Annotated in this window: 10 protein-coding genes; 6 read left to right on the top strand and 4 right to left on the bottom strand. The window is 41.1% G+C overall.

All coding sequences use genetic code 11. The annotated features are described in order from the left end of the window. Positions 1–8: 8 nt before the first annotated feature. From ABEG20_RS18800 to miaB, 4 genes are all read right to left on the bottom strand, one after another. Positions 9–1,067, bottom strand: coding sequence for a hypothetical protein (locus ABEG20_RS18800; RefSeq protein WP_406824779.1), 1,059 nt, complete (start codon positions 1,065–1,067; stop codon positions 9–11). Positions 1,068–1,141: 74 nt separating this feature from the next. After that, positions 1,142–1,657 (bottom strand): LptE family protein, encoded by a 516-nt coding sequence (locus ABEG20_RS18795; protein WP_406824778.1) that lies wholly within the window; start codon positions 1,655–1,657, stop codon positions 1,142–1,144. A 64-nt stretch (positions 1,658–1,721) separates the two neighbouring features. Next, positions 1,722–2,969, bottom strand: a complete 1,248-nt coding sequence (locus ABEG20_RS18790) for a sigma 54-interacting transcriptional regulator (protein ID WP_406824777.1) — start codon at positions 2,967–2,969, stop codon at positions 1,722–1,724. A gap of 86 nt (positions 2,970–3,055) precedes the next feature. Then, positions 3,056–4,474, bottom strand: a complete 1,419-nt coding sequence (gene miaB / locus ABEG20_RS18785; RefSeq protein WP_406824776.1) for a tRNA (N6-isopentenyl adenosine(37)-C2)-methylthiotransferase MiaB — start codon at positions 4,472–4,474, stop codon at positions 3,056–3,058. 343 nt (positions 4,475–4,817) lie between these two features. Between miaB and ABEG20_RS18780 the strand changes: the two genes are divergently transcribed. From ABEG20_RS18780 to ABEG20_RS18755, 6 genes are all read left to right on the top strand, one after another. Continuing rightward, positions 4,818–5,669 carry a chromate resistance protein ChrB domain-containing protein gene (locus ABEG20_RS18780; RefSeq protein ID WP_406824775.1) on the top strand — a complete coding sequence of 284 codons (852 nt, stop codon included), beginning with the start codon at positions 4,818–4,820 and terminating at the stop codon, positions 5,667–5,669. 63 nt (positions 5,670–5,732) lie between these two features. After that, a complete protein-coding gene (locus ABEG20_RS18775; RefSeq protein WP_406824774.1) occupies positions 5,733–6,920 on the top strand; it encodes a chromate transporter in 1,188 nt (395 codons plus the stop codon). Positions 6,921–6,930: 10 nt separating this feature from the next. Beyond that, the gene (locus ABEG20_RS18770; RefSeq protein ID WP_406824773.1) at positions 6,931–7,461 is read left to right on the top strand and encodes a hypothetical protein; all 531 of its coding nucleotides are present in this window, start codon (positions 6,931–6,933) and stop codon (positions 7,459–7,461) included. A 67-nt stretch (positions 7,462–7,528) separates the two neighbouring features. Further along, positions 7,529–8,140 carry a transposase gene (locus tag ABEG20_RS18765; RefSeq protein WP_406824772.1) on the top strand — a complete coding sequence of 204 codons (612 nt, stop codon included), beginning with the start codon at positions 7,529–7,531 and terminating at the stop codon, positions 8,138–8,140. Between the two features lie 498 nt (positions 8,141–8,638). Continuing rightward, entirely contained in the window at positions 8,639–10,426 is a 1,788-nt protein-coding gene (locus ABEG20_RS18760) for a hypothetical protein (RefSeq protein ID WP_406824771.1), read from the top strand. 66 nt (positions 10,427–10,492) lie between these two features. Further along, positions 10,493–12,307 carry a hypothetical protein gene (locus ABEG20_RS18755; protein ID WP_406824770.1) on the top strand — a complete coding sequence of 605 codons (1,815 nt, stop codon included), beginning with the start codon at positions 10,493–10,495 and terminating at the stop codon, positions 12,305–12,307. Positions 12,308–12,311 lie beyond the last annotated feature (4 nt).

Here is a 12,311-nt window from a genome sequence, read left to right as displayed (position 1 = left end):
ATTATATTTTAAAATTTCTTTTCTATAGATTGGATAAGGTCGGCAAAGTAACGGCTTTTTTCCGGATATTTCAAACTTAATTTTTTATAAGTATCTATGGCTTTGTGATAAAGCATTTGCTCGATATAAATTTTAGCTAAAGTCTCCGAAACAAGGTCATAATTATCTTCTGCACTTTTCTTCGCCTTATTTTCATTATCGATCTGTTCTGGCTTAGGCGGCTTGATTGTTGGATCTTCTTTTAAGAATTTCTCTATAATTTTGGCACCCTTTGCATCTTTGATTTCGGCAGCAGGATATTCTGCTAAATGATCGGCAACCTCGAAAGGGGTTTGGATGTGAAAGATATGCTCAACATACTGTTGCTGAAACTCAGCACTTTCTTGCTCTTGCTTATTTTTCGGCTGTGGTTTGTTATGATTAACATTAGGGTGCGCATAAGGTTGGAAAATCTGCTCATGCTCCTTACGGGTTTTAGCTAACCACCATAAAAAAGTGTATGGAAGCTTATCATCGTTATATTGCGAAACAAAATTCCTTTCTGGCTCGTCTGGTACTACAGTTTCGATTTCTGGCGCAACGCCAACCACATCGGTACTTAATTTCTGCTCAAAGGCAAAGAAATCAGTAGCGGCCACACTTTCAATAAAAGAATCGTCACCTGCAGGCAAGTCTACTAAATGCTTATTGCTGCCTGGCAGCTGGTTTGTTGTTTCCTTATTTACTACCTGATCTGTAGTCGATGGACTATCATCAGTAAATTCAATTGTTTGCGCTAAAACTTCCGGCTCATCGTGTATATTTTCTGCAACAACTACATGAATATCATCTTCCTTCTCCTCCCTTGCCTCTTCAACCGGAACCATATTGAGTATATGGAACAATACATGCCCCTGACTATATAGTGCAGCCTTTGGAATAAATGAAGCATTGGCCTTGGCCAGAAGTAAATGGATGGGCTGTGCGTATGGAAATTGCACAACCATCTCCTGCAACATGGATGCATGCTCTGGCCTCACCTTTCCAGGTTGCGCAAGTAAATCTGCCAGTAGCTTTTTGTTATCCATTATCGAGGTTTGCCGCTAAGTTAAAAAAATGTAAACGGGTTTTGAATATTTTGTCTTTTAGAATCCTGCTTTATTTACCACTGTGCAAATGCACGGTTAAAAATATCTTCCGATAACTGTTTGTTGATATTTTCGATAGCACCAGGCAATAGCGTTTGAATCGGTGCCCCATTAATCGGAAAATCAAAATATTTGGTAAAGCTCTCTTCAAAACTTTCTTTTTCGTGCTCTTTTATATTATTCTTATATTTTACCGAAACCGTAATGGTTAACCGGTTTGCACCTGCGGTAGGTGTAGCACTATTTTGAAGCGCAACCGGTTTGATATCGTAACCTGTTATTCTCCCTTCAAACGATGCATCTCCCTCACCTGTTGGAGAGATAATCAACTTGGTTTGGTTACGGATACGGCTTTTTAACGATTCAGTAATCTGGTTACTTAATGTTGGTACCACTAAAGGTGCATTATTTTCGAATACCCGAACAACCACCGTTTTTAATCCTGTTGTTGATGCTCCGCTGAATTTATAAGAGCAAGCGCTAAAAACCGAAGCGAGCAGAATTAAGGCAAATATTTTAATTTTCATCATTATCTAAAATGTTGTCTGATTTTTAGAAACTTGCTTTACAGGGATTAAATACAAATTATTGAATTTATAGGTTTAACTCTTTAATCTTCCTATACAGGGTCCGTTCTGAAATACCCAATTCCTGTGCAGCAAACTTACGTTTACCCTTATGTTTCTTTAATGCTTTTTTAATCAGGTCTGATTCCTTATCCACCAGCGATAAAGATTCTTCTACTTCTTCGGCCTCGTGTGCAAAATAATCAGCATTGTTATTATTGTTAACGTTATTATTGCCTGGTGCAGGGTGCTGAATGGTAAAGGCATGCTCTTGCCCCGCAGGCAATTCTACATCACGGTACAGTTGATTGATATATTGCGGGTTATCCGCTAAAACGGTAGCCGTATTTCCGCCGTGCTGAATAATTTCGGCCACCAGTTTTTTAAGCTCAACCATATCCTTTTTCATGTCAAAAAGAACTTTGTACAAAATATCTCTTTCTGTAAAATCTTCCTTCGACTGAGCGTTGATCGCCATGGGCAAGTTACTTCCGGCTTCGTTCGGGATATAGTTTAAAATGGCCTGCCCGGTTACATTCCGATCCTTTTCCAAAACACAGATCTGCTCTGCAATATTTTTTAACTGACGAACATTACCCGGCCAGCTATAATTGGTTAAGACCTGAATGGCATCCGGCTCCAGGTGTAATGCCGGACTACGGTATTTATCGCTAAAATCAGCTGCGAATTTTCTGAATAATAAATAAATATCTTCTTTACGCTCCTGCAAAGCAGGTATCCGCAATGGAACAGTATTTAACCTGTAATATAAATCTTCGCGGAACTTTCCATTTTTAACACGGTTATATACATCCACGTTAGTGGCTGCAATAATACGAACATCCGTTTTTTGTACCTTAGAAGAGCCTACGCGTAAATATTCTCCACTTTCTAAAATACGCAGCAAACGGGCCTGTGTGCCCAAAGGCAGCTCAGCAACCTCGTCTAAAAAGATGGTACCCCCATTTGCCACCTCAAAATATCCTTTACGGGCTTCGTGCGCACCGGTAAATGATCCTTTTTCATGACCAAAAAGCTCTGAATCTATGGTTCCTTCGGGAATGGCACCACAGTTTACCGCAATAAAAGTACCATGCTTACGGGCACTCATTTGATGGATAATCTGCGAAAACACCTCTTTACCGCTACCACTTTCACCGGTTATCAATACCGACATGTCGGTTGGTGCTACCTGGCTTGCAATGTCTATGGCACGGTTGAGTAAAGGCGAGTTGCCAATAATACCGAAACGTTGTTTAATATTTTGTGTATCCATTTATTCTTTCTAAAGTTACGTCACACTGTACTTGTTCCAGTGTCTTTCAAATTAAGATGCTGAAACAAGTTCAGCATGACGGATTTTTATGATACTATTTTACCAATTAATGTAGCAGATGTACACTTTTCGATATACACATTTGCGTACTGCCCCGGCTTAACGCCTTCAACAGCGGGAAAAATGGCCATTGCGCCACTGTCTCCTCTTCCACAATAATCAAGATCAGATTTTTTAGAAGTGCCCTCAATCAAAACCCGAACGGTTTTACCTACCCACTCTTGCAAACGCATTAATGAATGTGCCTGTTGTTTAGCCAAAATTTCGGCCAAACGGCGTTTTTTCACTTCTTCAGGAACATCATCTGCCAATTTACGGGCGGCTAAAGTGCCAGGCCTTTCGGAGTAGGTAAAGTTATAGGCAAAATCATATTGCACATAATCCATCATGCTCAGGGTTTCCTCGTGTTCCTCTTCAGTTTCTGTACAGAAACCAGCGATGATATCGGTAGAAATTGCACAACCCGGAATAATATTGCGGATGGCATCAATACGATTGATATACCATTCGCGGGTATAAGTCCTGTTCATTAATTCCAATATGCGGGTATTTCCGGACTGAACAGGCAGGTGGATATAATTACAGATATTATCGTATTTGGCAATGGTATGCAAAACTTCGTCGGTAATATCTTTCGGATGTGAAGTAGAGAACCGCACCCTTAAATCCGGACTAACCAATGCCGTTTGCTCCAAAAGCTGTGCAAAATTAACCGTTTCTGTTCCATCTTCCGATGTCCAGGTGTATGAATCTACGTTTTGACCTAAAAGTGTAACCTCCCGGTAACCCGCTTCAAATAAACCCTTTGCTTCTTCTATAATGGAATGTGCATCGCGGCTACGTTCACGGCCTCTGGTAAAAGGCACTACGCAAAAAGAACACATGTTATTACAACCACGTGTAATCGAAATGAAAGCGGTTATTCCATTGCTGTTTAAACGAACCGGACTGATATCAGCATAGGTTTCTTCGCGTGATAATAAAACATTAACGGCCTTATGTCCGCTTTCAACCTGCTCAATTAAGTTAGGCAGATCACGGTAAGCATCAGGCCCAACCACCACATCTACCAAACGCTCTTCTTCCAAAAATTTAGATTTTAACCGTTCTGCCATACAACCCAAAACCCCAACAATTAATTTTGGGTTACGGCGTTTTTCAACACCGAACTGTGATAGCCGGTTTCTTACCCTGGTTTCTGCGTTTTCGCGGATGGAACAGGTATTGATGAAAATGACATCAGCCTGGTGATAATCCCCTGTTGTTTCAAATCCAGTTTCCGATAAAATAGAAGCAACAATTTCACTATCAGCAAAATTCATGGCACAACCATAACTTTCGATATATAATTTACGGGCATCGGCTTTAACCGGTGTATCTAAAATTAAAGCTTCACCTTGCCTGGCTTCATCGTGCGTTTTATCCTGTACTTGTAAATCAATCATTATTTAAAACATTTTGGGGATTGCAAAAATACATAAATAAAATTAAAAGTGACAATTTGACATATTTTGTTTAAATGTTTACAGTACGATTATGATAATCCGACCCTATTGCGCTTCAGTTTTTAACCCACTATCAAATGATTAAAAATCCTTATTTAAATAGAAGGACATAGCAGCCCCTGCTCATATAAAGGGACGACCACTGCTTTAACGACCTAGCCCTTGGCGAAGCGGTACCCTGCTGGCCCGAAGGCACGTGGCTGTTGCACAACTCAAATCCTTTAACGTAAATAGAATTTGTCTTCCATTCGTTAACTTTAGCGCTTAAGCTTCGATAAAGAAAATGAAATGGATCACCCGAGAAAGACCAAAGATTGACCGGATCGCCTGCCCCTGGCTGATTAAAAGGTTCATTGATCCAGATGCAGAAATCATCTACGTTCAATTTGAACGGGTAATTGCCGAGGCCGAAAAGATCGGTGCCATTCCGTTTGACCTTCCGGGTGTGGAATACAGCCATTACGATGACAGGTGTACCTTTGATTATTTCCTCAAAAAGCACAACATAAGGGATGTGGCCCTGGACAGGATGGCTGCCATCATCCGAGGTGCAGATACAGACAGGCCCGATTTTGCCCCACAGGCACCCGGCCTGTCTGCTATTTTTCTGGGGCTTTCAAGGAACATCCCCGATGACCACGATCTGTTGGAAATTGGAATGACCATATATGACGGCCTTTATACATGGGCCAAGCACCTTCACGACCAAAAGCATACGCAGTCTCCCGTAGAGCACCTTTTGCTCGATGTTTACAATCGCTACCTGAAATCAAGTTCACAAAATGCCCCGCAGTGGACAAGGGAGCTGAAAGAGATGATCCAGGACCAGATGGACACCAATATGAGCATCAGTCTTTCGCAGGCTTCAGAATCGTTGGAGATCAATCCTGCCTACGTTTCAAGAGAGTTCTCCAAGTACTTCGACAACTTATCATTTGGAGAGTATATCCGAAAGATGCGTATCGAGAAAGCAGTAAACCTTATGCAGAATACAACATACTCCCTCACCGAAATCGCATATCTTACAGGTTTCTCCGACCAGAGCCATTTTAACAGGATATTCAAGAAGCAGATGGAAGAAAATCCATCCATATTCAGAAAAAATCTGCTCAAAGGTAAAAAGGATACAAAATAGTCAATTCCGTACAATTCTCCAGGGAATGTAATACCGAACATTGTGGGACAATTTCACAGCCCCATGAACAACCCAGCACAAGAAAACATTCAGCCCAAGCCGTACTCGCTATCTGAGATTACCATCTACTTCCTGAAATTGGGAACCTGGGGATTCGGTGGGCCTGTTGCACTCGTAGGCTACATGCAACGCGACCTTGTCGAAAATAAAAAGTGGTTGACAGACGAGGAATATAATGAGGGGCTTGCACTTGCACAGTTGGCACCAGGTCCTCTTGCAGCCCAGCTTGGAGTTTACATTGGCTTTGTGCACCATGGCCTTTTGGGAGCAACATTAACCAGACTTACCTTTGTGCTGCCTTCTTTTGTCATGGTTGTACTGCTTGGAATGGCCTATCAACTATATGGCGGGCTCGCCTGGATGCAGGCTGTATTCTATGGTGTAGGTGCCGCGGTAATAGGTATCATTGCCATGAGCGCCTATAAGCTGACCATTAAGTCCATCAGCAAACTTGAACCGTCCGCCATCAGATCCAAGTGGCTGCTATGGCTTTTTTATATCATGGGTATTGTTATTACCATCATTACCCAAAGGGAGGAAATCCTGTTGTTCATTGCCTGCGGCCTCGCTTACATGGTAATCAAGGCACCGCCAAGATGGATGAAAAAACCAGCTACACTTTCGGTAGGGCTATTTTTCGGAACAGGGTTTTGGAACTATGATGGAAAGACGCTCCAGGAAATAGGATGGTTCTTTGCCAAGGCCGGGGCATTTGTTTTCGGTAGCGGACTTGCCATCGTACCCTTCCTGCATGGTGGCGTGGTAAAGGAATTCGGCTGGCTGACCGAGCACCAGTTTGTAGACTCTGTGGCTGTGGCCATGATTACCCCGGGCCCTGTTGTAATCACCGTGGCGTTCATCGGCTACCTTGTGGCTGGCTTCCCGGGCGCATGCGTTGCGGCAACTGCCACTTTCCTTCCCTGTTATCTTTTTACGGTAGCCCTCGCTCCATCATTTAAAAGGATTGCAAAAAATACGAGTATAAAGGCATTTGTGGAGGGCATAACCGCTGCCGTGATCGGTGCCCTTGTTGGGTCGGTTGTTATCATAGCGATCCGCTCGATCACTGATGCCTGGACCTTACTCATAGCAGTCGCAGCATTGCTGGCACTCGTCTACATCAAAAAACTACAGGAACCCTATATCATAGGAGCCGCTGCCATCCTTGGACTTATCATCAAATTTATTTAACCCGCACATCATGTTCAGCACACTTACGCCTACCAGGCTCCGATCAATTGTACTTACGGTTTCATTCCTTACTTGGACTTTATTCAAAGTAAATGCACAGCAGCCACAGCCCTACCCAAGGACAACGGGATATTTCGCTGTGCTCCAACCCATTGGAAGCTGGAACAGGCACGGCTTTACAGATAGTTTCTCTGACATCCATTTCATCGGTTTCCCCTTTGGGATGAATATCCTTAAAAGCGATAATTTCGGGATAAGCTTTGAGGTGGTGCCCTCAATAAGGACCGAACATGGCATTTCAAAGGTAAATTCTGTTCTCTTCCATCCGGGAGCAATGTTCCGTTTCAAGCATGGCTTTACCTTTATCGGAAGGGCAGCATTTGAGACTAATGGCAGGTTCGGACTTACACCCGTGGTCAATCAGGTGCTCGTAAAAGGAAAGCACGCCAATATGTACGTTGCCATGCCTTTTCCCATCAGGTTCGGAAATGACCTGCCAGCATCGATAGGAACTGGCGTACAGGTTGGGATTGGCTTTTAGGTTATTATGGAGGTTATTTTTTCAGGTGAAGAAGTAGCGAATTATTATCGAATAATTCATTAATTATTTGATTACCAGGCATACACTTATTATTTTACCTCTGCAAGGCAAGAAGAACTATCAGAAAAAGCTTTTCATCAGTTTCCAACTCTCAGACCATATCCCCACACATAATTTTTATAAACGTCTAAACGACACGCTCGACCTTGACTTTGTTTACAGGGCAACTGCCAAATATTATGGCAGGGAAGGCCAGAAAAGTATTGACCCGGTTGTCTTTATGATGTTGATGCTCGTTGGCTATCTTAAAAACCTTTCCAGCGACAGAAAGATCATCAGTACATCAAGGGTGAGAATGGATATTATGTTCTTCCTAGCCTATGACCTTGATGAAGAACTGCCTTGGCATTCTACCTTGTCCGAAAGGCGAGATAGCCAGTGTCTTCCTGATCTGGTAAAGCGGACTGTAGCTGACCTGAAGGAAAATGGGCTGAAAGTAGAGGCTATATTGGCCAACACCAACTATAGCAGCATGGACACACTAAACTTTATGCGGGATAACACAATTGATGCTTACATTCATCGATTTTCACCTTGTAAACTAAAAAATATAAGAAAACAAAATGCCCACCAATTAATCAAAATTGATGGGCAATTAATATATTATTCAAAAAAGTAGTTGCGAATCAGCCACGCACGGCCGAAGCGTACAAGCGAAGCAAAGGATCAAACACTGTTACTTGTACTGCACTTGCGCTCCAAATGAATAATTACTAATTATAAAATGAGTCAGATGTTTTGGAAACGTAGGCTTCGGTGCCAATGGGTCGATGCAGCCCCGCCCCCGCTTCTGCCCCAATTGAAAAAATTGCGGCATCCCGCTACGGTCGGTTTAGGTTACAACTGCTTCTGCTACTATGAAGGGTACAACCCACTGCCCTAAAAACCTAGGCCTTGGCGAAGCGGTACCCTGCAGGCCAGGAGGCACGACGGCCAAAGCGTATAAGCGAAGCAAAGGAATAAACACTGTTACTTACCCTGTCGTTGCGCTCCTGAAAATAATTTTAACAATCACCCCCCCAATAGTAACGCTTTCGTCTTTCCGCTTTGGTCTTTTGCCTCGCAACTAAAAAACCTTTCTTGTTCCCATCTGTTACGTATCGATAAGCCCTAATAAATGACAGCGCAGCATAAAACGAAAATTTGGGTCTGGATAGGAAGCATATTCGGCATATTGATTTTAATTTTAGCATTTGGTGCGATGTTTTTAAGTGCCCGATGGAAGCCCATATTGACCGAAAAAATTAAGACTGGTGTTTACAATGGCTCCCATCATTTATATCGGATAGATTTTAAAAGCATTAACTTAAATGTAGTTACAGGCAGCATGGCCCTGCGCGATGTTACCCTAACACCCGATACGGCTGTTTTTGATAGCTTGAAAACAAAACAACTGGCACCCGCCCATATTTTCGAACTTAGGTTAAAGAAATTACAGATCAGCCGTGTTGGCATACTTACGGCCTACTTTAAAAAACGGATAGAGATAAATGAAATCCTTTTACAAAAGCCCTCTATTAATATGTTTTTTAATAAAGTAAGCAAGAAAACCGATAGTCTGAAAGATGAAAAATCGCTTTATGAACAGCTTTCGAAAAACTTTAAATCAGTACAGGTAAAAAGCATTAAAATTGTAGATGCAGATTTCGATTACATTAATAAAACCATTTCAAAAAAAATCAAAAACTCGATCAAACACCTGGATATTAACATTAATGATTTTTTATTGGATTCGCTTTCAGGTAATGATACAACCAGGTTTTATTATACAAAAGACGTATCATTTCAGATTGCGGGTTATAAATCGGTAACAAAAGACAAAATGTACACCATGAAAGTGGATACCTTTAGAGGTTCCACCTCATCAAAAAAGATAACCGTTAAAGGATTTAAACTTATACCATTATACAATGAACTTACTTTCGCAAGAAAATACAAGACCCAAAAAGACCGTTACAATTTAAGCTTTGATCAAATAGAATTTAATGGAGTAGATTTTATTGGTTTAAATACCGACCAAAAACTATATGCCAAATCGTTAAAAATTGGGACGGCCAATGTTGAAGTATTTATGAGCCGCGAATCCCCACCACCGCCGGGTTTGGATAAAGGCCGGAACTATCCACATATGGCTCTGAAAAGATTGGACATGCCTGTTCTGATTGATACGGTAAAGCTTAAAAACATTGATGTTAAATATGCTGAGTTTAACCCTGCAAGTAAAAAAACCGGATCAGTTAATTTTAAAGCACTCCATGGAAATATTCTGAATGTGACCAATGATAGCTTGCAATTGCGCAAAAAGAACCATGCACTGGCAGACTTAAATACACTTTTAATGGGTACCGGAAAGCTGAATGTAAATATTGATTTTAACCTGACCGATAACAATGGCGCTTTTACCTATAGCGGCAGTTTGGGCAAATTTGATATGAAAAACCTAAATCCATTATCGAAAGCACTGGGTTTGGTAGAAATAGAAAGCGGAAATATACAGCACATTGATTTTAAGGCCAACGGAAATTTAAAATCTGCAACGGGCAAGATGAATATGCTGTACACGAACCTGAAAGTAAAACTCCTATCAGACAATATTGATGGCGAGGGAACAAAGGAAAAAGGGTTTTTATCTTTCCTGGCCAATACCATTTTGGTTAAAGACGAAAACCCGCAAAAAGACGAAGCACCGAGAACAGCCAGTATGACGAATACCAGGATTAATTCTGCCTCTTTTTTTAACCTGATGTGGAAAACCGTTTTTGTGGGCATCAAAGATATTGTAGGTGTTGGCATAGTACCTGAAAAGGATCCGGTAAAACAGCAAAAAGTAATTGCAAAAAAAGTAAGGGAACAAAAACGGGCCGACAGAAAAGCGGCAAGAAAAGCACGCAGAGAAAAAAATTGATCTTACGTTTTTCAAATATATGTTTATACCGTATATTGCTGATAAAACACTATCTCTGATTTTTTAATGCCTGATACTAAAAGATACCGTTATAAAGTTCTTAAATGGATTGCGTGTACACTACTCGGTGTTTTTATCGTACTTGCAGGTATTGCCTGGTTGTTAAATGTAAAGTCACGCCCTATTTTAACGGACAGGATTAAAACACTGCTCTATAAGTCAACAGATAGTTTATATACCATCAGCTTTACCAAGGTATCTACGAACGTTTTTACGGGAAATGCTACTTTACAGAATGTCCAAATAACGCCCGATACCAATCGGTTCAGGCAACTTATCGCCTTAAAAAGAGCGCCAAATAATTTATATACCGTTTCTTTAAAAAAACTGGTGGTGAAGCGTTTCCACCCGTTAACCTTGTACCGCGAAAAAAAACTGCAGTTGGAAGAAATCATATTTGATAAACCTGAGGTAACGATGGTTAATCGGCAATTTGCTTTTAATGAAGGACGTGCACCAAGGCCCATTAAATCGCCATACGATATCATTTCCAAAAACCTGAAAGAGTTTAGCATTAAAACCATCCGATTTAAAGATGTAAGCTTTAAATATATAAATAAAAATGTACCGCATTCAGTCCCGTTCGATATTGACGACCTTAATATTACATTAACCGATCTGCTGGTTGATTCTACCTCAGCAGATGATCCGAGCCGGTTTTACCTGCTGAAAGATATAGTGATCAACCTTAATAATTATGTGTACCGCACACCAGATAAAATGTACGATATTAAGCTTGATCAGCTTGATTTTAGGGCTACCACGGGCAAACTAAGGATAAATAGCTTTGCATTGGTTCCATTATATGATGAAATGAAATTCGGCAAGGTAGCAGGTTATGCCAGGGAACGTTTTGACATTGGCATGCGCGATATTATGCTCAACGGCATAGACTTGCCGCTTTACATCAGTAAACAGGAGCTTTGGGCAAAGGAAATGGCCATAGCTAATGGTTCAGTATCGGTTTTTAACCAAAACGGGCTGCCGACCAAACCTCAGGAAAATAAGATCGGTAAATTTCCCCATCAGCTTTTGCAACTTGTTCATGCGCCTATCCTGGTACAGAAAATCCAGCTGAAAGATGTAAACATCAACTATTCTGTTTTTAATAGTGAAAGTAATCAAAGAGGGCGCATCAGTTTTGAAAACACCTCTGGAATTATAAAAAATGCCACTAACCTTGATAATATTAAGGCCATAAACCCGATAATGGAGGTTAACTTAAATACTTATTTATTTGGCCAGGGGAAACTTGATGTGAATTTTATGTTCAACCTTAACGCTAAAGATGGTGCATTTTCCTACCATGGCGTTCTACACAATTTTAATGCACGGATTTTAAACCAGATTACCAAACCCCTGGGTCTGGTGCGTATTAACCGCGGCAATGTAGATCAATTGAAATTCAATTTTAAGGCAAACGATTTGGGCACAAAAGGAACGGTAGCATTCTCTTATTACGACCTTTCTGTTGCCCTGATGAAAAACGACCCTGAAAAAGATCATCTGGTTACACGCGGTTTTCTTTCTTTTTTAGCCAATGCCCTGATTATTAAATCAGAAAACCCCGGGGCAGATGGCAAGCTGGTACCTGTATCCGTAAATTATAGCCGGCCATCCAATACTTCTTTCTTCAACATGATCTGGAAGGGTCTTTTTACCGGTATAAAATATAGTATAGGAATTACCGAAGAAAAGCAGAGTGAAGTACGTGAACATATCGCAAATTTTAAGGCCATGCGCGCCAATCATTTAAAAAGGAAACAAAAGCGGTTAGAACGTCGGATAAAACGCGAAAGGGAGCAAAATGAAAAGCGATAACATT

Origin of the sequence: Pedobacter sp. KACC 23697, from assembly GCF_045348445.1 — a bacterium.
Taxonomy (GTDB): Bacteria; Bacteroidota; Bacteroidia; order Sphingobacteriales; family Sphingobacteriaceae; genus Pedobacter.
Note: the sequence above shows the minus strand (reverse complement) of the source record. Positions and strands in the feature narration are given on the sequence as shown.

Coding starts and splice junctions, on each gene's coding strand:
- ABEG20_RS18800 (WP_406824779.1), bottom strand. CDS start 1,067: ATGGATAACAAAAAGCTACTGGCAGATTTACTTGCGCAACCTGGAAAG.
- ABEG20_RS18795 (WP_406824778.1), bottom strand. CDS start 1,657: ATGATGAAAATTAAAATATTTGCCTTAATTCTGCTCGCTTCGGTTTTT.
- ABEG20_RS18790 (WP_406824777.1), bottom strand. CDS start 2,969: ATGGATACACAAAATATTAAACAACGTTTCGGTATTATTGGCAACTCG.
- miaB (WP_406824776.1), bottom strand. CDS start 4,474: ATGATTGATTTACAAGTACAGGATAAAACGCACGATGAAGCCAGGCAA.
- ABEG20_RS18780 (WP_406824775.1), top strand. CDS start 4,818: ATGAAATGGATCACCCGAGAAAGACCAAAGATTGACCGGATCGCCTGC.
- ABEG20_RS18775 (WP_406824774.1), top strand. CDS start 5,733: ATGAACAACCCAGCACAAGAAAACATTCAGCCCAAGCCGTACTCGCTA.
- ABEG20_RS18770 (WP_406824773.1), top strand. CDS start 6,931: ATGTTCAGCACACTTACGCCTACCAGGCTCCGATCAATTGTACTTACG.
- ABEG20_RS18760 (WP_406824771.1), top strand. CDS start 8,639: ATGACAGCGCAGCATAAAACGAAAATTTGGGTCTGGATAGGAAGCATA.
- ABEG20_RS18755 (WP_406824770.1), top strand. CDS start 10,493: ATGCCTGATACTAAAAGATACCGTTATAAAGTTCTTAAATGGATTGCG.